General features: G+C 65.6%; 17 protein-coding genes and 1 pseudogene. 12 read left to right on the forward strand and 6 right to left on the reverse strand.

Features of this window, described 5'->3' with window-relative positions; all coding sequences use genetic code 11:
* Positions 1–95: 95 nt before the first annotated feature.
* From AASM09_RS12400 to AASM09_RS12425, 6 genes and pseudogenes are all read left to right on the forward strand, one after another.
* Complete coding sequence (locus AASM09_RS12400; protein ID WP_100443530.1) at positions 96–2,474, forward strand: methyl-accepting chemotaxis protein; 2,379 nt, start codon at positions 96–98, stop codon at positions 2,472–2,474.
* An 816-nt stretch (positions 2,475–3,290) separates the two neighbouring features.
* Positions 3,291–5,560: pseudogene (locus tag AASM09_RS12405) on the forward strand (methyl-accepting chemotaxis protein).
* Between the two features lie 37 nt (positions 5,561–5,597).
* Entirely contained in the window at positions 5,598–6,467 is an 870-nt protein-coding gene (locus tag AASM09_RS12410; RefSeq protein ID WP_049431156.1) for a CheR family methyltransferase, read from the forward strand.
* Positions 6,464–7,060, forward strand: coding sequence for a chemoreceptor glutamine deamidase CheD (gene cheD, locus AASM09_RS12415; protein ID WP_014037083.1), 597 nt, complete (start codon positions 6,464–6,466; stop codon positions 7,058–7,060). Before AASM09_RS12410 ends, cheD begins: the two co-directional genes overlap by 4 nt.
* Positions 7,057–8,130 carry a protein-glutamate methylesterase/protein-glutamine glutaminase gene (locus tag AASM09_RS12420; protein ID WP_100443532.1) on the forward strand — a complete coding sequence of 358 codons (1,074 nt, stop codon included), beginning with the start codon at positions 7,057–7,059 and terminating at the stop codon, positions 8,128–8,130. Before cheD ends, AASM09_RS12420 begins: the two co-directional genes overlap by 4 nt.
* 238 nt (positions 8,131–8,368) lie before the next feature.
* Complete coding sequence (locus AASM09_RS12425) at positions 8,369–8,740, forward strand: hypothetical protein (RefSeq protein WP_049431160.1); 372 nt, start codon at positions 8,369–8,371, stop codon at positions 8,738–8,740.
* A gap of 96 nt (positions 8,741–8,836) precedes the next feature.
* On the opposite strand, the gene AASM09_RS12430 is transcribed toward AASM09_RS12425, so the two are convergent.
* From AASM09_RS12430 to AASM09_RS12445, 4 genes are all read right to left on the reverse strand, one after another.
* The gene (locus tag AASM09_RS12430) at positions 8,837–10,588 is read right to left on the reverse strand and encodes a WG repeat-containing protein (RefSeq protein ID WP_308306894.1); all 1,752 of its coding nucleotides are present in this window, start codon (positions 10,586–10,588) and stop codon (positions 8,837–8,839) included.
* Positions 10,589–10,747: 159 nt separating this feature from the next.
* A complete protein-coding gene (acnB, locus tag AASM09_RS12435; protein ID WP_049431167.1) occupies positions 10,748–13,339 on the reverse strand; it encodes a bifunctional aconitate hydratase 2/2-methylisocitrate dehydratase in 2,592 nt (863 codons plus the stop codon).
* A gap of 43 nt (positions 13,340–13,382) precedes the next feature.
* Positions 13,383–13,781, reverse strand: coding sequence for a type II toxin-antitoxin system VapC family toxin (locus tag AASM09_RS12440; protein ID WP_005409506.1), 399 nt, complete (start codon positions 13,779–13,781; stop codon positions 13,383–13,385).
* A 6-nt stretch (positions 13,782–13,787) separates the two neighbouring features.
* Entirely contained in the window at positions 13,788–14,012 is a 225-nt protein-coding gene (locus AASM09_RS12445) for an AbrB/MazE/SpoVT family DNA-binding domain-containing protein (protein ID WP_005409505.1), read from the reverse strand.
* Between the two features lie 301 nt (positions 14,013–14,313).
* Here AASM09_RS12445 and acnA point away from each other — a divergent pair, with 301 nt between their 5' ends.
* On the forward strand, positions 14,314–17,067 hold the full coding sequence (gene acnA, locus AASM09_RS12450; protein WP_049431171.1) for an aconitate hydratase AcnA: 2,754 nt from the start codon (positions 14,314–14,316) through the stop codon (positions 17,065–17,067).
* A gap of 87 nt (positions 17,068–17,154) precedes the next feature.
* On the opposite strand, the gene AASM09_RS12455 is transcribed toward acnA, so the two are convergent.
* A complete protein-coding gene (locus tag AASM09_RS12455; protein ID WP_152906599.1) occupies positions 17,155–17,610 on the reverse strand; it encodes a hypothetical protein in 456 nt (151 codons plus the stop codon).
* Between the two features lie 116 nt (positions 17,611–17,726).
* Positions 17,727–19,277, reverse strand: coding sequence for a BCCT family transporter (locus tag AASM09_RS12460; protein ID WP_049431175.1), 1,551 nt, complete (start codon positions 19,275–19,277; stop codon positions 17,727–17,729).
* Positions 19,278–19,447: 170 nt separating this feature from the next.
* On the opposite strand from AASM09_RS12460, the gene betI reads away from it, so the two are divergent.
* The 5 genes from betI to AASM09_RS12485 all read left to right on the forward strand — a co-directional run bounded on the left by betI (position 19,448) and on the right by AASM09_RS12485 (position 26,225).
* Complete coding sequence (betI, locus tag AASM09_RS12465) at positions 19,448–20,038, forward strand: transcriptional regulator BetI (RefSeq protein WP_100443535.1); 591 nt, start codon at positions 19,448–19,450, stop codon at positions 20,036–20,038.
* Between the two features lie 38 nt (positions 20,039–20,076).
* Positions 20,077–21,549: a betaine-aldehyde dehydrogenase gene (betB, locus tag AASM09_RS12470; protein ID WP_100443536.1), complete on the forward strand. Its 1,473-nt coding sequence runs from the start codon at positions 20,077–20,079 to the stop codon at positions 21,547–21,549.
* A 101-nt stretch (positions 21,550–21,650) separates the two neighbouring features.
* On the forward strand, positions 21,651–23,333 hold the full coding sequence (betA, locus tag AASM09_RS12475) for a choline dehydrogenase (RefSeq protein ID WP_049429885.1): 1,683 nt from the start codon (positions 21,651–21,653) through the stop codon (positions 23,331–23,333).
* Positions 23,334–23,514: 181 nt separating this feature from the next.
* Positions 23,515–25,191, forward strand: coding sequence for a long-chain fatty acid--CoA ligase (locus tag AASM09_RS12480; protein ID WP_049429884.1), 1,677 nt, complete (start codon positions 23,515–23,517; stop codon positions 25,189–25,191).
* 161 nt (positions 25,192–25,352) lie between these two features.
* Entirely contained in the window at positions 25,353–26,225 is an 873-nt protein-coding gene (locus AASM09_RS12485; protein ID WP_049429883.1) for a crotonase/enoyl-CoA hydratase family protein, read from the forward strand.
* The last annotated feature ends 16 nt before the right edge of the window (positions 26,226–26,241 follow it).

Genomic DNA, 26,241 nt, shown 5'->3' on the forward strand with positions numbered 1-26,241 from the left:
GTCCGTCGAACCACGCCGGAGCTTGTGCCGGCGTGGTTTCTGCTGCAACCGGGCCCGACGCCCGGACGCGTCTGCCTTAGGAGATCGCAACGCCCATGCCGTGGATCAACAACCTGAAACTGATGCCGAAGCTGCTGTTGACCTTCGGTGTCCTCCTGCTGGTGATGCTGCTGCAGGGCATCGTCGCCTATCGCGGACTGCATTCGCTGAACAACGTCACCACCGAGTTGGCCGGTTCGCGCATGGAAAGCATCCGCATGGCCGGCGAGATGCGCGGCATGCTGGGCGAGTACCGCAATGCCGCCTACCAGCAGCTGATCCGCGCCAGCGATGACGTCAAGGCCGACGCGCGCAAGCAGGCCGTCGACCTGCGCACCAGCATGGACACGTCGATCAAGGACTACCCGAAGCTGGTCGACAACCCGCAGCAGAAGAAGCTGTTCGATACCTTCGCCAAGGAATGGAAGGACGCCCTGGCCTCCTATGACAGCGTCACCGAAATGCTGGAGCTGGACCTGCCGGACGATGCCATCGATACCTTCGTGGGCGAGACCCGCACCAAGCACCGCAAGGCGGCTTCGGCGCTGGAAGCGCTGATCGCCGAAGACAACCGCCTCGCCCGCGCCTCGCGCGAAGAGGCCGCGTCCACCTATTCCGCCTCGGCCGTGCTGACCGTGATTGCCCTGCTGGGCGGCGCCGCACTCGGCCTGGTGCTGGTCTGGCTGTTCGCCCGTGCTCTGGTCGGCAGCGTGCGTGGTGCCGTTTCGGTTGCCAACGACGTCGCCGGCGGCAAGCTCGATGGCCACATCGACGTCAGCCGCCAGGACGAAGTGGGCGAGCTGATGCAGGCCATGCAGCGCATGCAGCGCGACCTGCGCGAGCGCATCGAAACCGACCAGGCCGTCGCCCGCGAGAACCTGCGCATCCGTACCGCGCTGGATTACAGCTCCACCGGCGTCTACCTGACCGATACCAGCAACACCATCGTCTACAGCAACCGCGCCCTGCAGCAGACCCTGAGCCAGTACCAGGACGAAGTGCGCCGCGACCTGCCGGACTTCGACGCCCAGGCCTCGCTGATCGGCAAGCCGGTCACCGTGCTGGAGCACCGCGGCGAGATGGACCAGACCCTGCTGGGCAACCTGAAGGCGCACGGCGTCGCCCGTCGCCCGATGCAGTACGGCGACGCCCAGTTCGCGCAGGTGGTGTCGACCATCCGCAATGAAAGCGGCGACACCGTCGGCTACGTGGTGGAATGGCGCGACCGCACCCAGGAGGCCCTGGTCGAAGCCGAAGTGGCGCGCGTCATCGCCCAGGCCGCCGCCGGCGACCTGTCCGGCCGCATCGACGCCAGCGACAAGGAAGGCTTCTTCCTGCAGCTGGCACAGCAGATCAACGGCCTGCTGGACGCCAACGCCGGCAGCATCGAACAGATCTCCGGCCTCCTTGCCGCACTGTCGCAGGGTGACCTGACCGTGCGCATGCACGGCGATTACCAGGGCGTGTTCGCCCGCATGCGCGACGACGCCAACGCCACCGCCGCGCAGCTGAGTGAAATCGTCACCCGCATCAAGCAGTCCAGCCGCGCGATCAGCTCGGCCGCCGGCGAAATCGCCTCCGGTAACAGCGACCTGTCGCGTCGTACCGAGCAGCAGGCGGCCAACCTGGAAGAGACCGCCGCCTCGATGGAGGAACTGACCTCCACCGTGCGCCAGAACGCTGAACATGCCCGTCAGGCCAACCAGCTCGCCATCGGCGCGCATGGTGTCGCTTCGCAGGGCGGCGACGTCGTCGGCCAGGTAGTCACCACCATGTCGGCCATCGAAGCCTCGTCGAAGAAGATCGCCGAGATCATCTCGGTCATCGACGGCATCGCCTTCCAGACCAACATCCTGGCGCTGAATGCCGCGGTGGAAGCCGCGCGTGCCGGTGAACAGGGCCGTGGCTTTGCCGTGGTCGCCAGCGAGGTGCGCACCCTCGCCCAGCGCTCGGCCGCCGCCGCCAAGGAGATCAAGGGCCTGATCGACGATTCGGTCGGCAAGGTCAACGACGGCTCGGCACTGGTGCACAAGGCCGGCGCGACCATGGGCGAGATCGTTGCCTCGGTGCAGCGCGTGACCGACATCATGGCCGAGATCTCCGCCGCCTCGCAGGAACAGAGTGCCGGCATCGAGCAGGTCAACCAGACCGTGGTGCAGATGGACGAAACCACCCAGCAGAACGCTGCACTGGTGGAAGAAGCCACCGCCGCCGCCCGGGCGATGGAAGAACAGGCCGGCCACCTCAGCGAGGCCGTTTCGATCTTCGTGGTCGACGAAGCCGATACCGTGGTTGCACCGCCGCGCGTTGCTGCCCCGGCCCCGCGTGCTGCTGCACCGGCAGCACCGGCTCCGGCCGCTCCGCCCGCGCGCCGCACCGCGGGTGGTCGCCCGATGGCCACGGAACTGGCCGACGGGGACTGGCAGGAATTCTGATGCCTGCCTGACCTGATGTACGAGAACGCCCTGGCCCTGTGCTGGGGCGTTTTTGTTTACGGGGTATCTGGATTCCAGCCAACGGCGAAGCCCCTCGGGGTGGTCGCGGAGAGCGGCGGATTTCCTACGTTTAGGCCGGGAGGGTGGGCTGCGCAGGGGACGCCGTGAACCCGTCCCTGGGGGCTTGGCCGCGGCATCCATGCCGCGGACACCCCTGCGCAACCCACCCTCCCGGCCACGGACAGTTTTCGTGCGCGTCCACCCCGGATTGAAGAAAGAAAAGCAAAAAACAAAAGCCAGGTCACTTCCGGGGTCAGATCCGTTTTCCGCAGGAAAACGGATCTGACCCCTCTTTCCACTTGGAAACCCAACGCTCTTTCCGTCCGACACCGAAGTGCCGAGAGGGCTGGGCCGGGGTGGGTAGGCAGGACCGTTGGCGCCATGGATGGCGCCATCGAGCCCCCATGGGTGAGGGCGCTTTGCTTGCGAAGCACTGCTTCGCAAGCGCCCGAACGCACAGCCGCCAGCGGCTGGGCCGGACCCCGGAGGGGGGTTTACGGCGTGTCCTGCCTGCCCACCCCGGCCCAGCCACTTACTGACAATCCAGCGCCGACCAACCGCTGTTGCTGTTGCTGTTGCTGTTGCTTCAAAAGCCTGCCGCAGGCAGCGCCGCAGCCGCCGCTGCACGGAAACCTGAATACGTTCGGACACAACACCTCAATCCCCCGCCCCAGCGGCCGATAACGGGGTTGTCACGGCGTATCCCGCCGCTGACCGGCTCGGCGCCGCCCGCCCGTTTCGACCTGGTCCTGCTCGATGAATCTCCTGCATCGCTGGCAACACTACTTCAGCAATCTCTCCGTCCGGCGCAAGCTCAACCTGCTGACGCTGCTCATCGCGCTCGGCGTGATCGCGCTCTCGGTGATCGCCGCCCGCATGCAGTACCTGGACCTCACCGAGACCCGCAAGACCGCACTGAAGACCCAGGTCGAACTCAGCTACGGCATCCTGCAGCACTACCATCGCCTGGCCGGCACCGGCGAGCTCAGCGAGGACGCCGCCAAGGGCGCCGCGCTGCAGGCGCTGGAATCGATGCGTGCCGAGAACGATACGTACTACTTCAACATCTACGACACCGGCTACCGCCTGCTGATGCACCCGTTCCGGAAGGACCTGGTCGGCAAGGACATGAAGGACTTCCGCACCGACGACGGCGTGCGCATCTATTACGACCAGGTCGAAGCGGCCAGGGCCGGCGGCGGCTTCGTCAACTATCGCTGGGCCAAGCCTGGCAGCAAGGGCGAGGTCGAGAAGGTCGCCTACGCCGGCCTGTTCGCGCCCTGGAACTGGGTGGTCAGCAGCGGCGTCTACATGGACGACGTGCAGCAGCAGGCGCTGGTGTTCACCGCCATCATGGCAGTCTCCGGTGGCGTCCTGGTGTTGATCGTCCTCGCCCTGAGCTGGGTCATCGGCAACCGCATCGCGCGCCCGCTGAAGCAGGCCACCGCCGTCGCCGAAGGCATTGCCAATGGCAAGCTGGACAGCCACATCGGTCCGCAGGCGCATGACGAACCCGGCCGCCTGCTTGAAGCCATGTCCGGCATGCAGCAGCAGCTGCACGCGGTGATCGGCGGCCAGCGCGAAATGGCCCGCCGTCACGATGCCGGCGAACTGAGCTACCGCATCGACGCCAGTGTCTTCCCCGGCGAGTATGGGTTGATGGTGCAGGAGACCAATACCCTGGTCGGCAGCCACGTGCAGACCCTGCATGACGTGCTGGACGTGGTACAGCAGTATGCGGTCGGCGACCTGAGCCGCGACATCGCCCGCTACCCCGGCGAAAAGGCGGCGATGACCACCACCGTCGACACCGTCAAGGCCAACCTCGGCCGCATCAACGCCGAGATCAAGCAGCTGGCCAGTGCCGCCGCCGCCGGCGACTTCAGCCGCCGTGGCGACGCGCAGCGTTTCGATCACGATTTCCGCCTGATGCTGGAAAACCTCAACGCGATGATGGCGGTCAGCGATGACAACCTCGGCAAGCTCTCGCAGCTGCTGTCGGCGATTGCCGAAGGTGACCTGACCGCGCGCATGCACGGCGATTACCAGGGCGTGTTCGCCCGCATGCGCGACGACGCCAACACCACCGTTGCGCAGCTGACCCAGATCGTCGGCCAGATCCAGGCCAGCGCCTCCAGCATCACCCTGGCCGCCGGCGAGATCGCCTCCGGCAACAGCGACCTGTCGCGCCGCACCGAGCAGCAGGCCGCCAACCTGGAAGAAACCGCTGCCTCGATGGAGGAGCTGACCTCCACCGTGCGCCAGAACGCCGAACACGCGCGCCAGGCCAACCAGCTCGCCATCGGTGCGCATGGTGTCGCCTCGCAGGGTGGCGACGTGGTCGGCCAGGTGGTCACCACCATGTCGGCCATCGAAGCCTCGTCGAAGAAGATTGCCGAGATCATCTCGGTCATCGACGGCATCGCCTTCCAGACCAACATCCTGGCGCTGAATGCTGCGGTGGAAGCCGCGCGTGCCGGTGAACAGGGCCGTGGCTTTGCCGTGGTCGCCAGCGAGGTGCGCACCCTCGCCCAGCGCTCCGCTGCCGCCGCCAAGGAGATCAAGGGCTGATCGACGATTCGGTCGGCAAGGTCGCCGAAGGCTCCAGCCTGGTCCATCAGGCCGGCAGCACCATGGGCGAGATCGTCGCCTCGGTCCAGCGCGTCACCGACATCATGGCCGAGATCTCCGCCGCGTCGCAGGAACAGAGCGCTGGTATCGAGCAGGTCAACCAGACTGTGGTGCAGATGGACGAAACCACCCAGCAGAACGCCGCGCTGGTGGAGGAAGCCACGGCCGCCGCACGTGCGATGGAAGACCAGGCCGCGCAGCTGGCCGACGCCGTGGCGATCTTCCGCCTCGACAACCAGGTTTCCGCCGCAGTGAAGGCTGTGGCGGAACGCGTGGAACCGGCGCGCGTCACCACCGTGGCCCGTCCGCAGCCGACCAGCACGCCCGCGCCGGTCCGCCGCAGCAGCAACGCCAGTACCTTCGTGGCCAGCGACAGCGACTGGCAGGAATTCTGAGACCCACCCGCGGTGGCTTCGGCCACCGCCCTCGCCGATGGACACGTCCCCCGTGCAAAGTCCCACTCCCATCGTCACCGGCCCGCGCGAATTCGAGTTCGCCGACCGTGATTTCCGCCGCGTCTGCGACCTGATCTACCAGCGCGTGGGCATCGCCCTGGCGCCGGCAAAGCGCGACATGGTGTATGGCCGCCTCTCTCGCCGCCTGCGTACGCTGGGCATGCGCAGCTTCCAGCAGTACCTGGACCATCTGGAGCAGGAAGACGGCGACGAGTGGCAGGCGTTCACCAACGCCCTGACCACCAACCTGACCTCGTTCTTCCGCGAGCCGCACCACTTCGACAAGCTGCGCGAAGAGCTGCAGCAGCGCTCCGGCCGCACGCCGCTGCTGCTGTGGTCGTGCGCGGCGTCCACCGGTGAAGAGCCCTATTCGATGGCGATCACCGCCTGCGAGGCCTTCGGCACCCTGAAGCCGCCGGTACGCATCATCGCCACCGACGTCGATACCCAGGTGCTGGCCACCGCCGGCCGTGGCGTCTACAACATCGACCGCGTCACCAACCTCGACCCGGACCTGCGCCGGCGCTACTTCCAGCGCGGCAGCGGCCCCAACGAGGGCCAGTGCCGCGTGCTGCCGGCACTGCGCGAGCTGATCGAGTTCCGCCCACTGAACCTGCTTGCCCCGCGCTACGACGTCGGCGGCCCGTTCGATGCGTTGTTCTGCCGCAACGTGATGATCTACTTCGACAAGCCAACCCAGCGCGCGATCCTCGGCCGCCTGGTACAGCACCTGGCCGATGACGGCCTGCTTTACACCGGACACTCGGAGAACTACCTGCACGCCGCCGACCTGATCCAGCCCTGTGGCCGCACCCTGTACCGCCGCGCGGCAAAGGCCGGTGCATGAACGCCTCGCTGCGTACCGACGATGTGATGCGCTACCAGGATGCGCGCTTCCAGACCATTGCCGCCAAGCTTCTGCCGACCCAGTACCTGGTGGTAGACGACACCACCGCGCTGACCACCACGCTGGGTTCCTGCGTGGCGGCCTGCCTGCGGGACCCGGTACTGAAGATCGGTGGCATGAACCATTTCCTGCTGCCCGAGGGCAATGCCGGCGACGGCGCGCCCGCGCGTTACGGCAGCTACGCGATGGAACTGCTGATCAACGACATGCTCAAGCGCGGCGCCCACCGCAAGCGCATCGAGGCCAAGGTGTTCGGCGGCGCCAACGTGCTCAAGGGATTCACCAGCAATCCGGTCGGTACCCGTAACGCCGAGTTCGTGCGCCAGTACCTGCAGGCCGAGCATATCCCGATCATCGCCGAGGACCTGTGCGGCATCCATCCGCGCAAGATCTGGTTCTTCGCCGATACCGGCCGCGTCGTCGTGCAGCGCCTGCCGCACGCCCACGAAGCCGAAGTGGCCGCTACCGAATCGGCGGTGCGTGCACGCCTGTCCAAGGCACCGGTCACCGGTGGCGTGGAGCTGTTCGAATGACCCTGACCGGCAACGCCCCCTGCCGGGTCCTGATCGTCGACGACTCCGCCGTCGTGCGCCAGATGCTCACCGAGATCCTGTCCAGCGACCCGACCATCGACGTGGTCGGCACCGCCGCCGACCCGCTGCTGGCGCGCGAGAAGATCAAGCGCCTGGCCCCGGACGTGATCACGCTGGACGTGGAAATGCCGCGCATGGACGGGCTGGCATTCCTGGAAAACCTGATGCGCCTGCACCCGCTGCCGGTGGTGATGATCTCCTCGCTGACCGAACGCGGCGCCGACACCACCCTGCAGGCGCTGGCGCTGGGCGCGGTGGACTTCGTGTCCAAGCCCAAGCTGGACGTGGCGCGCGGCCTGCAGGCCTACGCCGATGAGATCATCGCCAAGGTCAAGATGGCGGCGCGCTCGCGCGTCCGCCCGCTGGTGCGTGCGGCCGCTCCGAAACTCCTGCTCGAAGCAGCTCCTGCAATGCGCCCGGCTGCGCCGCAGTTCCGCACCACCGACCGCCTGATCGCGATTGGTTCTTCGGCCGGTGGCACCGAAGCGCTGCGCGTTGTGCTGGAAGGCATGCCTGCCGATGCTCCCGCCGTGGTGATGACCCAGCACCTGCCCGCCAGCTTCAGCAGCGCCTTCGCCGAGCGACTGGATCGGCACTCGGCGATGGCCGTGCGCGAGGCCAGCGATGGTGAAGCCGTGCTTCCCGGCCATGCCTACCTGCCGCCGGGTGGCAAGCACCTGCGCATCATCCGCGACGGTGCGCGCTGGCGCTGCCGCGTCGACGATGGCCCGGCGGTGAACCGGCACAAGCCTGCGGTCGACGTGCTGTTCCGTTCGGTCGCGCAGAATGCCGGCGGCAACGCGATCGGTGCCATCCTCACCGGCATGGGCGATGACGGCGCGCGCGGCCTGCTGGAAATGCGCCAGGCCGGCGCACCGACGCTGGTCCAGGACGAGGCCACCAGCGTGGTCTGGGGCATGCCCGGCGCCGCGTTCAAACTCGGCGCCGCTGAGGAACAGGTGCCGCTGGAACGGATTGCCGAGCGGCTGCTGGCGCTCGCTCGCGGCTGATAGCGCGCCCCGGCTCAAGGACTCCGCGGGCAGTAGATCCACGCCATGCGTGGATGCCTTTGTAGAGTCGAGCCGCGCTCGACTCATCGCGCATCGCACGAACAGCAGCCAAGCATGGACTCGGCGCTACAGGCCATCATGCAACAAGAAAAGGTGCCGGCTTTCATCGGGGTTCTTCGTTTCAACGCGCTACCCGCATGTGTGCTTTGATAGCGGTATTGCACAAGGAATGCTGCACATGATCAAAGGCATATGGAAGGCCGCCCTGGCGGCCGTACTGCTTTCATTGCCACTGGCACCCGCCAGCGCCAGTGGCGATCTGTTCTACTTCGAGGCCAAGCAGGGTGATGTGTTCTTCATGCTGATGCTGGTGGGTCGCGAAGATCCCGGCGCGGTAAGCGTCAGCTGGAAAGGCCCGTCTATCCCGCCGTACCCCAACGTGCATCGCCGCTACTACATCGAATTCAACCGTGCAAAGCGCCAGTCCTACGTGCGTCCACTTGACCGTGATGGACTGCCTTGGTTCGAGATGGATGTCTCCGGTAAGAGCGGCAACGTGCTGATCGGCGGCCGTCGGCTGGAAGGCAGCGCAGACTGGACCGTGCAGTAGCGCCGGAAGCCTGAGCGTTGCGTTGTTTCCAACACGCCCAGATCTTCCATTTGGATCGCACCAGGCTCCAGCCATACCAAGCAGTCAATGGTCCGACTATTGGCTGGGACGAGGATGCAGACGCCCCAGAACGGTCCCGTCAAGCTTGATCAGCTCCAAGGTCTGATCTGTCTTCAACGTCTCAAACAGACCATCCGGTCGAGAATGAATCGATAGAAATCCCTGTTCGAACAGCGTCGTTTCTGTGTCCGGGTCAAGAAAATTAACCGTAATATCACCGGCACTGTTTCGCTCACGCACGGAAACCAGGCCTTTCGAAACATTCACGTAGCCGTAGCGGGGCGCCAGCCTCCACCGCCCCGACTCATCCAGAAGACCCCAACGGCCACGTAGTGAGAGCGCATAGACTCTTGTTCCATCCGCCAAAAAATCCGGCAAGGGATCATGCAGCGTGAAATCAGCCACCGCATTGCCACGCAGATCGAGTATGTGATACCCGGGGTCATATCCCGGCCGTTCGAATGCCGCGACCAGATTCGGACCCAATGGTCTTATTCGACGGTAGCGAGGAGGAATCAGCCAAGCACCCGTAGCATCTATTACACCCCATCCTCCATCGGCTTGGGCCAACAGCAGTTGGTCATCCAGCCCTTCCGCGGTTTGAAAACGCGCAAGTCGGTAGTACAGGGAAGACGAGATGCTGCCATCTTCCAGCATCATGAAACGCACCCCCGCTTCGCCGGGCTTTTGATACTCGACGATCCTGCGGTTCAACGGATGCAGGCCTGCAGCGCGTTGCAGGGAGCGCAGCGACCCATCCAGGCCTACAACGTATTCATCATCTTCCGAACTGAAGATTACATACCCCACTCGTTCAGCGAACTCATCTGTCTTCATACAGTGGCCTGCAGGCGTCGGAAACATCAAACCCGCGCGCGTGAAATGCAGGCACTGGCCGTCTTCGGCTACCGCAGAAAGCAGGTACCCACCCCGACCAAACTTGAACCGATATCGACCCATGGGCGCCACTTGCACCCCGTGGGGATCCAGCACCGTGTCGTTCCCGCCCTGGGTGGCGAGCGCGAAACCCGAACTGTTGAAGGTCATCTGATCGTAGTCCTGGCGCCCTATGCCTGCCAGTGATCGATCAACCAGGCCAAAGTGGACACCATCGCGCGAAGCGATGGCCACTTCCCCATCATGACCCACGGGACCAAAGCTACCAAAGACACTGAAAACGGGACCGGACCTGCCCTTTGCGTCAAGGAAGTGGGTCGTGCAGCGCCGCTTTTCACTGTTGCAGAGTTCTACAGCCGGGTTTCCTGCCCAGGACGCCGAGCGCAGGAGATCGATCTCGCCTTTCTCCTCAAACCGACGCACCAATCGGCCTCGTGCATTGAAGAAGTCGATTCGCGTGTACGCCTTGGGCGGGCTCCGCAGCAATACCTTGGCTTCGATCATCCCGTTGCCATGTACCTCAACCGAGTCGTAATGCGCTTCAAGGACGATACGCCCTTCTGAATTCATGACGCCCCTGTTCTCCCCCCTTTCGAAGACCGCCACCCCATTTTTGAAGGGGCGGAGGTATTGCATTCCCCGATGCTCGACCAGTTGCCGGCCCGTGCCATCCAGCACCACGCAGCGACCCTCATGACAGAGGCTGTGGCGTGTAGTCCTGTCGAGACGGGGCGGCGGCTTGATAGACAGCGGCATCGCAGACGCCGGAGTTGCGCCGACCGATGGCGCTATGATCAGAAGTACGGAGGCCAGCAGAGCCCCGAAGGCTTGGGTGATGACGCTGCGGCGATGGGCAGGGCTGGGAGTCGTCAGCAGAAATGAATGGCGCATCTCAGGCAAGACCCGAATGGTGGGCATCCACGGTAGGCGCCATGCGTCGCCAGAGACATACAATTTGTCCGAAAGTGCCCTGTCCACAAAAAACCCCCGGCTCTCACCGGGGGTTCTTCGTTTCAACGGGGCCGCCAGCCAGCGGCCGGCACTACCGCATCAGGCAGCGACCGTCTTGGCCACGTCCTGATATTCCTCGATCTGGTCGAAGTTCATGTAGCGGTAGATCTCCGCACCATTGGCGTTGATCACGCCGATGTCCGCCATGTACTCCTCCTTGGTCGGGATGCGGCCCAGGCGCGAGCAGATCGCCGCCAGTTCGGCCGAACCCAGGTACACGTTGGTGTTGCGGCCCAGGCGGTTCGGGAAGTTGCGGGTCGAGGTCGACATCGCGGTGGAACCTTCGCGGATCTGCGCCTGGTTGCCCATGCACAGCGAGCAGCCCGGCATTTCCATGCGTGCGCCGGTGGCGCCGAAGGTGCCGTACACGCCTTCCTTGGTCAGCTCCGAGGCATCCATCTTGGTCGGCGGGGCCACCCACAGGCGGGTCGGCAGGTCACGCTTGCCTTCCAGCAACTTCGCAGCGGCGCGGAAATGACCGATGTTGGTCATGCACGAACCGATGAACACTTCGTCGATCTTGGCGCCGGCGACTTCGGACAGGGTCTTCACGTCGTCCGGGTCGTTCGGGCAGGCCACGATCGGCTCGTGGATGTCGGCCAGGTCGATCTCGATGACGGCAGCGTATTCGGCGTCGGCATCCGGCTCCAGCAGCTCCGGGTTGGCCAGCCACGCTTCCATCTTCTCGATACGACGCTGCAGCGAGCGCGGATCCTGGTAACCCTCGGCAATCATCCACTTCAGCAGGGTGATGTTGCTGGTCAGGTACTCGATGATCGGTTCCTTGTTCAGGCGCACCGAGCAACCGGCGGCCGAACGCTCGGCCGAGGCGTCGGACAGCTCGAACGCCTGCTCGACCTTCAGCTCCGGCAGGCCTTCGATTTCCAGGATGCGGCCGGAGAAGATGTTCTTCTTGCCAGCCTTGGCCACGGTCAGCAGACCCGACTTGATCGCGTACAGCGGGATCGCGTTGACCAGGTCACGCAGGGTCACGCCCGGCTGCATCTTGCCCTTGAAGCGCACCAGCACCGATTCCGGCATGTCCAGCGGCATGACGCCGGTGGCCGCAGCGAAGGCGACCAGGCCCGAGCCGGCCGGGAACGAAATGCCCACCGGGAAACGGGTGTGCGAGTCACCACCAGTACCGACGGTGTCCGGCAGCAGCATGCGGTTGAGCCAGCTGTGGATCACGCCGTCGCCCGGGCGCAGCGAAACGCCGCCACGGGTGGAGATGAACTCCGGCAGGGTGTGGTGGGTCTTGACGTCCACCGGCTTCGGGTAAGCGGCGGTGTGGCAGAACGACTGCATCACCAGGTCGGCCGAGAAGCCCAGGCAGGCCAGGTCCTTCAGCTCGTCACGGGTCATCGGGCCGGTGGTGTCCTGCGAGCCGACCGAAGTCATCTTCGGTTCGCAGTAGGTGCCCGGGCGCATGCCCTGGCCTTCCGGCAGGCCACAGGCGCGGCCGACCATCTTCTGCGCCAGCGAGAAGCCCTTGCCGTTGTCGGCCGGCTGCACCGGCAGGCGGAACAGGTCGGTCGGGGCCAGGCCCAGCGCCTCACGCGCCTTGCCGGTCAGGCCACGGCCGATGATCAGCGGAATGCGGCCACCGGCGCGCACTTCGTCGAACAGCACGTCGGACTTGACCTGGAACTCGGCGATCACTTCACCGTTCTTCAGCGCCTTGCCTTCGTACGGACGCAGCTCGACCACATCGCCGTGCTCCATCTTCGACACGTCCAGCTCGATCGGCAGCGCACCGGCATCTTCCATGGTGTTGTAGAAGATCGGGGCGATCTTCGAACCCAGGCAGACGCCGCCGGCGCGCTTGTTCGGGATGAACGGAATGTCATCACCGGTCCACCACAGCACGCTGTTGGTGGCCGACTTGCGCGAGGAACCGGTGCCGACCACGTCGCCGACGTAGGCAACCAGGTGACCCTTGTCCTTCAGGTCGAGGATCTGCTGGATCGGACCGCGCTTGCCGTCTTCTTCCGGGGTGAACGGCGCGTCGTCGCGCTTGTTCTTCAGCATCGCCAGGGCGTGCATCGGGATGTCCGGGCGGGTGGTTGCGTCCGGTGCCGGCGACAGGTCGTCGGTGTTGGTTTCGCCCGGCACCTTGAACACGGTGACGGTCAGGCTCTGCGGCACTTCCGGGTTGCTGGTGAACCACTCGGCATCGGCCCAGCTCTGCAGCACGGCCTGGGCGTTGGCGTTGCCGGCCTTGGCCTTTTCCTGCACATCGTGGAACGCATCGAACACCAGCAGGGTCTTCTTCAGGCCGTTGGCAGCGATGGTGCCGACGCTGGCGTCGTCCAGCAACTGCACCAGCGGGGCCACGTTGTAACCGCCGAGCATGGTGCCCAGCAGTTCGGTGGCGCGCTCGCGGCTGATCAGCGGGTTCTGCTCGCTGCCCAGCGCGATCGCGGCCAGGTACGAGGCCTTGACCTTGGCTGCGTCATCGACGCCGGCCGGCACGCGGTGGGTCAGCAGGTCGAGCAGGAACTCGGCCTCGCCCTGCGGCGGGTTCTTCAGCAGTTCGATGACATCGGCCGTCTGCTGCGCGCTCAGCGGCAGCGGCGGGATGCCAAGCGCAGCGCGCTCGGCGACGTGGTGGCGGTAGGCTTCCAACATGACAACTCCCGGGTAATGCGTAGGTTGAAATAACAAGGTGGGCTCAGGCTTGCGGCACGATCAGCTTCAGGCCCTTGAAGTAGTCGCGGTAAAACGTGTCGTTCCAGGTGATCAGGCCATCGCACTGCAGCAGTGCGTGGGCGCCGACCATGAATTCGTCCAGGCTGCGGCGGCTGCCGCCGCGCTGGCGATGACGGCGGTGCATCTCGCCGGCGCGCAGGGCCGACTTGGCTTCCATCGGGTTGAAGTGCACACCCATCTCTTCCAGTGCTTCCAGCACCTCGGCGCCACCGCGCAGCGATGCGCAGACTTCGGCCAGGGTCGCGCCACACACCACTACGCGGCCACCGACCAGGCTCTGCCGCAGGATGGCTTCCACGGCATCGGCCTGCGGGCCATTGCTGAGCAGCTCGACCAGTACCGGTGAATCGACGGCGATCATCACGGCTTACTCCTCGTCACGCACCGCGCGTACCGCTGCGTCGGACGATTCGAAGCCGTCCAGCGCGAACTTGCCGCGCGCCCGTGAAATGGCATCGTCAACACTCTTGCGCAGGATGATGCGGCTGCCGTCCAGCTCGACCTTCAGCAGCGTGCCCTTGGTCAGGCCGAGGGCATCACGCACCGCCTTGGGCAGGGTGATCTGTCCGCGTTCTGCAACAGTGGCTTCCATCGGTAGGCCCTCCAGAGTATGCACAAATTATACATACTTCCCCGGGCATACTTCCACTCTGAACAGGACCGGCGACCCGCCAGCCCTTGCCTCGCAAAGGATCGGCCACAAACGTGACATACGCCATACACCTTCCCCTGTAGTCTGGAACCGATGCCGCAGGCCGGACCCGGCCCGGGTGAATCCATTCAGTTTCGGGTTCATACTGGAACCTCCGGGGCCACCAGGCCCGCGGCGACCGCAAGCAGGCCCACCCACGAACGGGCCACTGCAAGCCATCCGCAAGAAGGAGTTACCCCGCATGAGCGATTCGTTCTCCACCCGCAGCCAGCTGAACGTCGGCGGCAAGACCTACGACTACTTCAGCCTGCCCACGCTGGGCCAGCGCTTCGATATCTCCCACCTGCCCTACTCGATGAAGATCCTGCTGGAGAACCTGCTCCGGCATGAGGACGGCGGCGCCACCGTCGGCCCGGACCACATCGAAGCCGTGGCCCGCTGGAACCCGTCCGCCGAACCGGACACCGAGATCGCCTTCATGCCGGCGCGCGTGGTCCTGCAGGACTTCACCGGCGTGCCCTGCGTGGTCGACCTGGCCGCAATGCGCGACGCGGTGGTCAAGCTCGGCGGCTCGCCCGAGCAGATCAACCCGCAGATTCCCTCCGAGCTGGTCATCGACCACTCGGTGCAGGTCGACGTGTTCGGCAAGCCCGACGCGCTGGACCTCAACGGCAAGATCGAATTCCAGCGCAACCAGGAACGCTACGGCTTCCTGCGCTGGGGCCAGAAGGCCTTCGACAACTTCAAGGTGGTGCCGCCCAACACCGGCATCGTCCACCAGGTGAACCTGGAAAACCTGGCCCGCGTGGTGATGACCGCGGACAAGGACGGCAAGGCCGTTGCCTACCCCGATACCGTGTTCGGTACCGACAGCCACACCACCATGATCAACGGCATCGGCGTGCTCGGCTGGGGCGTGGGCGGCATCGAGGCGGAGGCGGCCATGCTCGGCCAGCCATCGTCGATGCTGATCCCACAGGTGGTCGGCTTCAAGCTGACCGGCAAGCTGCCCGAAGGCGCCACCGCCACCGACCTGGTGCTGACCGTCACCCAGATGCTGCGCAAGCTGGGCGTGGTCGGCAAGTTCGTCGAGTTCTACGGTGACGGCCTGCAGCACCTGCCGCTGGCCGACCGCGCCACCATCGGCAACATGGCCCCGGAATACGGCGCTACCTGCGGCATCTTCCCGATCGACGCCGAATCGCTGAACTACCTGCGCCTGTCCGGCCGCAGCGAAGAACAGATCAACCTGGTCGAAGCCTACGCCAAGGCGCAGGGCCTGTGGCACGAACCGGGCAGCCCGCACGCCCAGTACAGCACCACGCTGGAACTGGACATGGGCACGGTGAAGCCGTCGCTGGCCGGCCCCAAGCGCCCGCAGGACCGCGTGCTGCTGGAAGACGTGCAGAAGAACTACCGCGAAGCGCTGGTCGGCATGACCGCCAACCGTGACAAGCGCAGCGAGGATGTGTCCTCGTTCGTCAATGAAGGCGGCGGCGCCGCGGTCGGCAACGAGCAGCTGGCCAAGGGCTACGCCGACATCGAAACCGAAGGCCGCAAGGTCCGCCTGAAGGACGGTGCGGTAGTCATCGCTGCCATCACCTCGTGCACCAACACCTCCAACCCGGCGGTGATGATCGGCGCCGGCCTGCTGGCCCGCAACGCGGCCGCCAAGGGCCTGAACCGCCAGCCGTGGGTGAAGACCTCGCTCGGGCCGGGCTCGCGCGTGGTCACCGACTACCTGGAAAAGGCCGGTGTACTGAAGGAGCTGGAGAAGATCGGCTTCTACGTGGTCGGTTACGGCTGCACCACCTGCATCGGCAACTCCGGCCCGCTGCCGACCGAAGTCAGCGCCGGCATCGCCACCGGCGACCTGGTGGTGACCTCGGTGCTGTCGGGCAACCGCAACTTCGAGGGCCGCGTGCATCCCGAAGTGAAGATGAACTACCTGGCCAGCCCACCGCTGGTGGTGGCCTATGCCATTGCCGGCACCACCGACATCGACCTGACCACCCAGCCGCTGGGTACCGGCAGCGATGGCCAGCCGGTGTTCCTGCGCGACATCTGGCCGAGCAACAAGGAAATCGGCGACGTCATCGCCGCCACCATCGGCCCGGAAATGTTCAAGCAGAACTACGCCGATGTGTTCAAGGGTGACACCCGCTGGAACACCATCGCCTCGCCGGACGGCAATCTGTACGAGTGGAGCGATGCCTCCACCTACATCAAGAACCCGCCGTACTTCGATGGCATGACCATGCAGACCGGCAGCATCGACGACGTGCACGGCGCGCGCGTGATGGGCCTGTTCGGCGATTCGATCACCACCGACCACATCTCCCCGGCCGGCAACATCAAGAAGGATTCGCCCGCAGGCCGCTTCCTGCAGGAACGCGGCGTGCAGCCGGCCGACTTCAACAGCTACGGCAGCCGCCGCGGCAACGATGACGTGATGGTCCGCGGTACCTTCGCCAACATCCGCATCAAGAACCTGATGTTCGGTGGCGAGGAAGGCGGCAACACCCTGTACTACCCGGCCGGTGGCGGCCAGCCGGAGAAGCTGGCGATCTACGATGCGGCCATGAAGTACAAGGCCGACAAGGTGCCGCTGGTGGTGCTGGCCGGCAAGGAATACGGCACCGGCTCGTCGCGCGACTGGGCAGCCAAGGGCACCCTGCTGCTGGGGGTGAAGGCGGTCATCGCCGAAAGCTTCGAGCGCATCCACCGCTCCAACCTGGTCGGCATGGGCGTGCTGCCGCTGCAGTTCCGCAACGGCGAAAACGCACAGAGCCTGGGCCTGGACGGTTCGGAGGTGATCGACATCACCGGCCTGCAGGACGGTGCCAGCAAGCGCGCCACGGTCACTGCGACCAAGGCCGACGGCACGAAGAAGACCTTCGAAGTGTCGGTGATGCTGCTGACTCCGAAGGAGGTCGAGTACTTCCGTCATGGCGGCCTGCTGCAGTACGTGCTGCGCCAGCTGGCCAGCAAATAACGCCTGACCTGTAGAGCCGAGCCATGCTCGGCTGCATTGCCACCAACCGCAGCCGAGCATCGGCTCGGCTCTACAGATGCACTGCCCCTACGGCCCGACGCCGTAGATCCGCCACGGCGCCGCGCTCGGCCCGACGTCATACACCAGGCCGCGCAGGCCCTCCGGCATCACCGTCCCGCCATTGGCGGCACCGGTGTTGAGCACGGTTACCACCATCTCGAACGCCGGATGCGGCGCCTGGCCGATGCGCGAACAGACCACGCCACGGTCCTCGTAGTGCACCACCGGGGTAAAGCCACCATCGCCGCAGGCCACCGCAATGAAGCGGTAGCCGCGATCCTCGGCACTGCCCGGCATCAGCGCATGCGCGGCGTAGGACACGCGCCCCTGCCCGCCGGCATAGGCCGGCACCTGGACACGGAACTGGCCGATATCCCCCACCGCCAGCACCGGGAAATCGAGTTGCAGCATCGGTGGGGGGATCGGCTCGGCACGCAGCGGAATCGCAACGGACAGCAACAGGCCACAGAGAAGTCGTTTCATCGGGGTCTCCCGCTTGAAGAGACTCCATGGTCGATCACGACCCCATGCGACGTATCTAGGAATGCAATGAAATGTGGCAGGCATCGGCCCGCGCCGATGCCCACCCGCACCGCCCCTCAGCGCCGCGGCGCGTCCGGATCGGTGCGCAGCGCCTTCAGCAGGCCCCACATGTAGAAGGCCAGCGTGAACGAGAACGGCAGGCCGCACAGCACCACCGCCGTCTGCATCGCACTGAAGTTGCCGGCCAGCAGCAGGCCGACGCTGGCCACGGTGATGCCGGCCGCCCAGAACACGCGCAGCCAGATCGGCGCGTCGTGGCCGTCCTCCACGCCGTCATCGACACGACGGGTGCACAGGTTGGCGATCATCAGCGTGCCCGAATCGACCGGAGTCAGGAACAGCACGAAACCGATCACCACCGCGGCACCGGCCATGTAGGGCGCGGCGGGCAGGTATTCGAGCAGCTTGAACAGCGTCATCGCCGCATCGTGCTGGGCGACGTCGCCCAGGATCGCCTGGCCGTGGTTGAGCACCAGGTCGATGGCGGTATTGCCGAAGATCGACAGCCAGGCCAGGGTGAAGCCGAGCGGGATCAGCAACACGCCCATGATCACTTCGCGGATGGTGCGGCCACGCGAGATGCGTGCCACGAAAAGGCCGACGAACGGTGCCCAGGCAATCCACCACGCCCAGTAGAACAGCGTCCACGAGCCCATCCACTCACGGCCCTTGGGGTCGTTGAGGTACATGTCGAAGCTCTTGCGCACGAACGCGCCCAGGTAGTCGCCGGTGTTCTGGATCAGGCCGTCGAACAGGTGCAGGGTCGGGCCGGTGACCAAAACGAACAGCAGCAGGCCGCACAGCAGGCGCACGTTGAGGTTGGAGAGCCAGGCGATGCCCTTCTCCACGCCCGCGACCACGCCGATGGTGGCCACCGCCATCATCACCAGCACGATCGCCACCAGCACCTGCGGCGTATCCGGGATGTTGAACAGGTAGACCAGGCCGGACTGCACCACCAGCGCGCCGATGCCGAGGTTGGTCACCATCGAGATCAGCGTGGCCAGGATGCCGAAACCATCCACCATGTCACCGATGCGGCCGTGGATGCGCTCACCGAAGATCGGGTACAGCGCCGAGCGCAGCGCCAGCGGCAGGTCGCGGCGGTAGGCGAAGTAGCCCAGCGCCACGCCGACCAGCGCGTACAGCGCCCAGCCGTGCAGGCCCCAATGCAGGAAGGTCAGCACCATCGCCTCGCGGCCGGCGGCCACGGTACCGCCGGGCTGCCCGGGAGGATTGAGGAAATGGTCCAGCGGCTCGTAGGCGCCGTAGTACAACAGCGCGATGCCGATGCCGGCCGAGAACAGCATCGACACCCAGGCCACGTAGCCGAACGCCGGTGATTCCTCGTTGTGGCCCAGGCGGATGCGGCCGTACGGCGAGAACGCCAGCCACAGCACGAAGCCCAGGCACAGCACGATCAGCAGCATGTACCACCAGCCGAACGCCGCCGAGACCTCGGCCTGCGCCCATTGCAGCCAGTGCTCGCTGCCTTCGGGATAGAGAACGGTGAGCAGCCCGAGGATGCCGATCGACACCGAGGAACTGAAGAACACAAAACGGTTCAAGCGCAGGGGCGAACGCTTGGGATGAGCCAGGGAAGACATGGGGTCGTCTCATCAAGTCCGAGGGAGCACATGGGCGGGGCCGGACCGGTAAACCGGGCCCATGGCGTGGGGCGCGAGCGCATCCTAGGGTTTATTGATTGAACGTTCAATCAATAAAAAGCATAATGGCGGGCAGCCCGATCCTTCGGGTCGCAATCCGTGGAGAGACAATGCCGAAGAAAGGCGTGGAACCGGTACGGCGCGAACAGCTGATCCGGGCCACTTTCCAGACCATCGACGAGATCGGCATGGCCGATGCGACCGTCGCCACCATCGCGAAGAAGGCCGGGCTGTCCAGCGGCATCGTCGCCCACTACTTCGGCGACAAGGACGGCCTGCTCAATGCTGCAATGCGGCAGATCCTGCGCGAACTGAAGGACGCGGTCGCCCGCTACCGCGCCGACGCAAGCGACGATCCGCGCGAGCAGCTGCGCGCCATCGTCGACGGCAACTTCGACGACAGCCAGATCAACGGCACTGCGATGCGCGTCTGGCTCACCTTCTGGGCCGCCAGCATGCACCAGCCGGAACTGGCCCGGCTGCAGCGCGCCAACGACCAGCGCCTGTTCTCCAACCTGTGCCACCAGTTCAACCGCCTGCTGCCCCACCCGCAGGCCCGCCTGGCCGCCCGTGGCCTGGCCGCGATGATCGACGGCCTGTGGCTGCGCGGCAGCCTGGTCGGCGGCCAGTTCAACGCCGAGAAGTCCCGGCGCATCGCTTACGGCTATATCGACTTCCAGTTGCAGGCTGGCGCGCTATAAGCGCTTCAGCACCCGCCCCCTTCCAAGGAGTACGCCCCATGACCACCCTGCCCGTCCAACAGCTCTACATCCACGGCCAGCGCGTCGACGCCACCAGCGGCAAGACCTTCAAGACCGTCAACCCGGCCACCGGTGAAGTGATCGCCGAGGTGCAGGTCGCCAGCCAGGCCGACGTCGAGCGCGCCGTGCAGAGCGCGGCCGAAGGCCAGAAGGTGTGGGCCGCGATGACCGCGATGGAGCGTTCGCGCATCCTGCGCCGCGCCGTTGAGATCCTGCGCGAGCGCAACGACGAGCTGGCCCACCTGGAAACCCTGGATACCGGCAAGGCACTGGCCGAGACCACCACCGTGGACATCGTCACCGGTGCCGACGTGGTCGAGTACTACGCCGGCCTGGCCACCGCCATCGAAGGCATCCAGCTGCCGCTGCGCGAATCGAGCTTCTTCTACACCCGCCGTGAGCCGCTGGGCGTGGTAGCCGGCATCGGCGCCTGGAATTACCCGATCCAGATCGCCATGTGGAAGTCGGCCCCGGCGCTGGCCGCCGGCAACGCGATGGTGTTCAAGCCGTCCGAAGTGACCCCGCTCACAGCAATCAAGCTGGCCGAGATCTACACCGAAGCCGGCGTGCCGGCCGGCGTGTTCAACGTGGTGCAGGGCCCGGGCCGCGAGATCGGGCAGTGGCTGACCGAGCACCCGGTGATCGAGAAGATCTCCTTCACCGGCGGCGTCGCCACCGGCAAGAAGGTGATGGCCAGCGCCGCCTCCTCGTCGCTGAAGGAAGTGACCATGGAACTGGGCGGCAAGTCGCCGCTGGTGATCTGCGACGACGCCGACCTGGACCGCGCCGCCGACATCGCGGTGATGGCCAACTTCTTCAGCTCCGGCCAGGTCTGCACCAACGGCACCCGCGTGTTCGTGCCGCGCAGCATGCTGGCCGCGTTCGAAGCCGCCGTTGTCGAGCGCGTCAAGCGCATCCGCATCGGCGACCCGATGGCCGCCGAGACCAACTTCGGCCCGCTGACCAGCTTCCCGCACATGGAAAACGTGCTGCGCTACATCGAGAGCGGCAAGGCCGAAGGCGCCCGCCTGCTGACCGGCGGCGGCCGTGCCACCGAAGGCGCGCTGGCCAATGGCGCCTACGTGCTGCCGACCGTGTTCTCCGACTGCCGCGATGACATGACGATTGTCCGCGAAGAGATCTTCGGGCCGGTGATGAGCATCCTCGCCTACGACGACGAGGACGAAGTGGTGCGCCGCGCCAACGACACCACCTTCGGCCTGGCCGCCGGCGTGGTCAGCAAGGACGTCAGCCGCGCCCACCGCATCATCCACCGCCTGGAAGCCGGCATCTGCTGGATCAACACCTGGGGTGAATCGCCGGCCGAAATGCCGGTGGGTGGCTACAAGGAATCCGGCGTCGGCCGCGAGAACGGCATCTCCACCCTCGGCCACTACACCCGCATCAAGTCGGTGCAGGTCGAGCTGGGCGACTACGCCAGCGTGTTCTGACCGGCGCGCCCTGCGCGCGCCCCATCGTCCGGCCATCGTGCCGATCCGACATTCCGCCCGGACGCCTGCATGCAGCGCGCCCCGGCCTGCAGGAGACACCCATGAGCACCCATAACGAGTACGACTACATCATCATCGGCGCCGGTTCGGCCGGCAACGTGCTGGCCACCCGCCTCACCGAAGATGCCGATGTCAGCGTGCTGCTGCTGGAAGCCGGTGGCCCGGACTACCGGCTCGACTTCCGTACCCAGATGCCGGCGGCACTGGCCTTCCCGCTCCAAGGCAAGCGCTACAACTGGGCGTACAAGACCGATCCGGAGCCCTTCATGAACAACCGCCGCATGGACTGCGGCCGCGGCAAGGGCCTGGGCGGCTCGTCGCTGATCAACGGCATGTGCTACATCCGCGGCAACGCGATGGACTACGACAACTGGGCCAGCATGCCGGGCCTGGAAGACTGGACCTACCTGGACTGCCTGCCGTACTTCCGCAAGGCCGAAACCCGCGACATCGGCCCCAACGACTACCACGGTGGTGATGGCCCGCTGCGCGTGACCACGCCGAAGGCCGGCAACAACGAGCTGTTCGCCGCGATGGTCGAGGCCGGCGTGCAGGCCGGCTACCCGCGCACCGACGACCTCAATGGCTACCAGCAGGAAGGCTTCGGCCCGATGGACCGCACGGTGACCCCGAAGGGCCGTCGCTCCAGCACTGCCCGCGGCTACCTGGACCTGGCCAAGCCGCGCCCGAACCTGACCATCGTCACCCACGCGCTGACCGACCGCATCCTGTTCTCGGGCAAGCGTGCGGTGGGCGTGCAGTGGCTGCACAACGACCAGCCGCAGCGTGCCACTGCCCGTCGCGAAGTGCTGCTGTGCGGCGGTGCCATCGCCTCGCCGCAGATCCTGCAGCGCTCCGGCGTCGGCCCGGCCGACCTGCTGCGCAGCCTGGACATCGACCTGGTGCACCACCTGCCGGGCGTTGGCGCCAACCTCCAGGACCATCTGGAAATGTACCTGCAGTACGAGTGCAAGAAGCCGGTCTCGCTGGCGCCGGCACTGAAGCTGTACAACCAGCCGGCGATCGGTGCCGAGTGGCTGTTCCTGGGCACCGGCATCGGCGCCAGCAACCAGTTCGAGGCCGGTGGCTTCATCCGCAGCGACGCCGAGTTCGACTGGCCGAACCTGCAGTACCACTTCCTGCCGGTGGCGATCAATTACAACGGCTCCAACCCGATCAAGGCACACAGCTTCCAGATGCACGTCGGCTCGATGCGCTCGCCCAGCCGCGGCCGCATCCACGTGCGTTCCAAGGACCCGCGCGAACATCCCAGCATCCTGTTCAACTACATGTCGCACGACCAGGACTGGCGCGAGTTCCGCGCGGCGATCCGCATCACCCGTGAGATCTTCGCGCAGCCGGCACTGGCCCCTTACAGCGGCCGCGAGATCTCGCCGGGCAGCGCGCTGCAGACCGACGCGCAGATCGATGCGTTCGTCCGCGAGCATGCCGAGACCGCCTACCACCCGTCGTGCTCGAACAAGATGGGCCACGCCGATGATCCGATGGCGGTGGTCGACGGCCAGGGCCGCGTGCACGGCCTGGAAGGCCTGCGCATCGTCGATGCCTCGATCATGCCGCAGGTCGTGACCGGCAACCTCAACGCGCCGACCATCATGATGGCCGAGAAACTGGCCGACGTGATCCGCGGCCGCACCCCGCTGGCCCGCAGCACCGCGCCGTACTACAAGGCCAATGGTGCACCGGTGCGCAAGCAGGGCTGAGCCAGCCGCTCACGGTGAAACATCCGCCGGGCATGGCCCGGCGGCGTTTGACGCGTTCGCACAATGCGGCACGCAAACCCCTCTTCGCGTTTTCCCTACGGCGGGGTATGCTGCAATGAACGGCCATTGTCGCTACGCTCAGGGCCGAAACCTAATACATCACGATTCCTGGAGGGGGAATATGAGTCTGGATCGTCCCTGGCTGCAGAGCTATCCGAAAGGCGTTCCCGCCGAGATCGACGTCAACGAGTTCCATTCGGTAGCTTCGGTCTTCGACGCTTCCGTCGCGAAATTCCGCGACCGTCCAGCCTACTCCAGCTTCGGCAAGGTGCTCACCTACGGTGAGACCGATGCGCTGGTCACCCAGTTCGCGGCCTACCTGCTGGGTGAGCTCAAGCTCAAGAAGGGTGACCGCGTCGCCCTGATGATGCCCAACTGCCTGCAGTACCCGGTGGCCACCTTCGGCGTGCTGCGCGCAGGCCTCACCGTGGTCAACGTCAACCCGCTGTACACCGCCCGCGAGCTGAAGCACCAGCTGGTCGACGCCGGCGTGACCGCACTGGTCGTGGTCGACAACTTCGGCGATACCGTCGAGCAGGTCATCGCCGACACGCCGGTCAAGCACGTGATCACTACCGGCCTGGGCGACCTGCTCGGCGCCAAGGGCGCGATCGTCAACTTCGTGCTGAAGTACATCAAGAAGATGGTGCCCAACTACCACGTCAAGGGTGCCGTCCGCTTCAGGCAGGCACTCACGCTGGGCAGCCGCCACGCGCTCCCGCCGGTCGAGATCGACCACGACGACATCGCCTTCCTGCAGTACACCGGCGGCACCACCGGCGTGGCCAAGGGTGCGATGCTGACCAACCGCAACCTGATCGCCAACATGCAGCAGGCCTCGGCCTGGATCAGTGCGTCGGGCATCGAGATGGGCAAGGAGTGGATCATCACCGCCCTGCCGCTGTACCACATCTTCGCACTGACGGCGAACGGCCTGGTCTTCATGAAGTTCGGTGGCTGCAACCACCTGATCACCAATCCGCGCGACATGAAGGGTTTCGTCAAGGAGCTCAAGTCGGTGCGCTTCACCGCCATCACCGGCGTCAACACGCTGTTCAACGGCCTGCTCAATACCCCCGGTTTCGACACGGTCGACTTCTCGTCGCTGAAGGTCACCCTGGGCGGCGGCATGGCCGTGCAGCGCGCCGTGGCCGAACGCTGGAAAAAGGTGACCGGCGTTACCCTGGTCGAGGCCTATGGCCTGACCGAGACGTCGCCGGCGGCCTGCATCAACCCGCTTACCCTCACCGAGTACAACGGTTCGATCGGCCTGCCGATCCCGTCCACCGATGCCTGCATCAAGGATGACAACAGCAACATCCTGCCGCTGGGCGAAGTCGGCGAACTCTGCATCAAGGGCCCGCAGGTGATGAAGGGCTACTGGCAGCGTCCGGAGGAAACCGACAAGGCCATCGACGCCGACGGCTGGCTGCACACCGGCGACATGGCGAAGATGGACGAACAGGGCTTCTTCTACATCGTCGACCGCAAGAAGGACATGATCCTGGTGTCCGGCTTCAACGTGTACCCGAACGAAGTCGAGGATGTCATCGCGATGATGCCCGGCGTGCTGGAAGTGGCTGCGGTCGGCGTGCCGGACGAGAAGTCCGGTGAGGTGGTCAAGGTGGTCATCGTGAAGAAGGACCCGAACCTGACCGCCGAAATGGTCAAGGAACATGCCCGGGCCAACCTGACCGGTTACAAACACCCCAAAATCGTAGAATTCCGAAAGGAGCTGCCGAAGACCAACGTCGGCAAAATCCTCCGCCGCGAACTCCGCGATACGCCCGCCCAGTAAGGGTTTCGGGCAATTTGAACGGCATCGGGCCCGGGACGGAAACGTTCCGGGCCCTTTCGCATGCGGCGCCCCGGTGGCGGTGTAGCATCGCCGCGTGTGTGGACCGTTCGGCCCGCCGGCCACCCACCTGACTCTGCGGGCCGCATGCCGAGGACCCTTCCATGAGTACCATCGAAAAGCTGCCGAGCAGCGGCTCGCGTTTTGCCACCATCCGTACCGAGGACAGCGCCGACGGCACTGCCCACTGGTTGTTCATGCATGCCGATGCTGCCACCGGCATCCGTCCGTGCTGCCGAAAGGACATGCTCGATGAGATGTGGAGCTTCATGGCCGCCATCACCCGCAGCCCCGCCGAGCGCCACAGCGGCACGTTGCGGCATTTCGTGCTGGCGTCCGATGCCGTCGCCTACAACCTGGGGGGCGACCTGGACCTGTTCACCCGCCTGATCCGCGAAGGCAACCGCGACCTCCTGCTGAACTACGCCCAGCGGTGCGTGGAAGGCGTGCACCACCTGCACACCGGATTCGGCGGCGACGTGCGTTCGATCGCCCTGATCCAGGGCGACGCGCTTGGCGGTGGCCTGGAAATGGCATTGGCCTGCCACACCATCGTGGCCGAGGAAGGCAGCGGAATGGGCCTGCCCGAAGTGCTGTTCGGCCTTTTCCCCGGCATGGGCGCCTATTCGTTCCTGTGCCGGCGGGTGTCACCGCACCTGGCCGAGAAGATCATCCTTGACGGCCGTGTCTACAGCGCCGAGGAAATGCATGCGCTGGGTATCGTCGATGTACTGGCGAAGAAGGGCGAAGGTCGTGCCGCGGTTGAAGAGCTGATCCGCCAGCAGCAACGCACCCCGCAGTCCTATCTGGCAATGAACGCCGCGCGCAGCATTGCCCAGGCGGTCAGCTACGACGAACTGCTGGAGATCACCAAGGTATGGGTCGATTCCGCCCTCGCCCTTGGCGACCGCTCCTTGCGTACCATGGATCGCCTGATCAAGGCCCAGACCCGTCGCGCCGGTCTCGACGCGGCCTGATTCATCCCCTCCCCCA

The sequence above is a fragment of the Stenotrophomonas maltophilia genome, assembly GCF_039555535.1.
Lineage (GTDB): Bacteria > Pseudomonadota > Gammaproteobacteria > Xanthomonadales > Xanthomonadaceae > Stenotrophomonas > Stenotrophomonas maltophilia_Q.

Excerpts from the sequence above, each read along its gene's own strand:
- AASM09_RS12400 (WP_100443530.1), top strand. The coding sequence starts at position 96 with ATGCCGTGGATCAACAACCTGAAACTGATGCCGAAGCTGCTGTTGACC.
- AASM09_RS12410 (WP_049431156.1), top strand. The coding sequence starts at position 5,598 with ATGGACACGTCCCCCGTGCAAAGTCCCACTCCCATCGTCACCGGCCCG.
- cheD (WP_014037083.1), top strand. The coding sequence starts at position 6,464 with ATGAACGCCTCGCTGCGTACCGACGATGTGATGCGCTACCAGGATGCG.
- AASM09_RS12420 (WP_100443532.1), top strand. The coding sequence starts at position 7,057 with ATGACCCTGACCGGCAACGCCCCCTGCCGGGTCCTGATCGTCGACGAC.
- AASM09_RS12425 (WP_049431160.1), top strand. The coding sequence starts at position 8,369 with ATGATCAAAGGCATATGGAAGGCCGCCCTGGCGGCCGTACTGCTTTCA.
- AASM09_RS12430 (WP_308306894.1), bottom strand. The coding sequence starts at position 10,588 with ATGCGCCATTCATTTCTGCTGACGACTCCCAGCCCTGCCCATCGCCGC.
- acnB (WP_049431167.1), bottom strand. The coding sequence starts at position 13,339 with ATGTTGGAAGCCTACCGCCACCACGTCGCCGAGCGCGCTGCGCTTGGC.
- AASM09_RS12440 (WP_005409506.1), bottom strand. The coding sequence starts at position 13,781 with ATGATCGCCGTCGATTCACCGGTACTGGTCGAGCTGCTCAGCAATGGC.
- AASM09_RS12445 (WP_005409505.1), bottom strand. The coding sequence starts at position 14,012 with ATGGAAGCCACTGTTGCAGAACGCGGACAGATCACCCTGCCCAAGGCG.
- acnA (WP_049431171.1), top strand. The coding sequence starts at position 14,314 with ATGAGCGATTCGTTCTCCACCCGCAGCCAGCTGAACGTCGGCGGCAAG.
- AASM09_RS12455 (WP_152906599.1), bottom strand. The coding sequence starts at position 17,610 with ATGAAACGACTTCTCTGTGGCCTGTTGCTGTCCGTTGCGATTCCGCTG.
- AASM09_RS12460 (WP_049431175.1), bottom strand. The coding sequence starts at position 19,277 with ATGTCTTCCCTGGCTCATCCCAAGCGTTCGCCCCTGCGCTTGAACCGT.
- betI (WP_100443535.1), top strand. The coding sequence starts at position 19,448 with ATGCCGAAGAAAGGCGTGGAACCGGTACGGCGCGAACAGCTGATCCGG.
- betB (WP_100443536.1), top strand. The coding sequence starts at position 20,077 with ATGACCACCCTGCCCGTCCAACAGCTCTACATCCACGGCCAGCGCGTC.
- betA (WP_049429885.1), top strand. The coding sequence starts at position 21,651 with ATGAGCACCCATAACGAGTACGACTACATCATCATCGGCGCCGGTTCG.
- AASM09_RS12480 (WP_049429884.1), top strand. The coding sequence starts at position 23,515 with ATGAGTCTGGATCGTCCCTGGCTGCAGAGCTATCCGAAAGGCGTTCCC.
- AASM09_RS12485 (WP_049429883.1), top strand. The coding sequence starts at position 25,353 with ATGAGTACCATCGAAAAGCTGCCGAGCAGCGGCTCGCGTTTTGCCACC.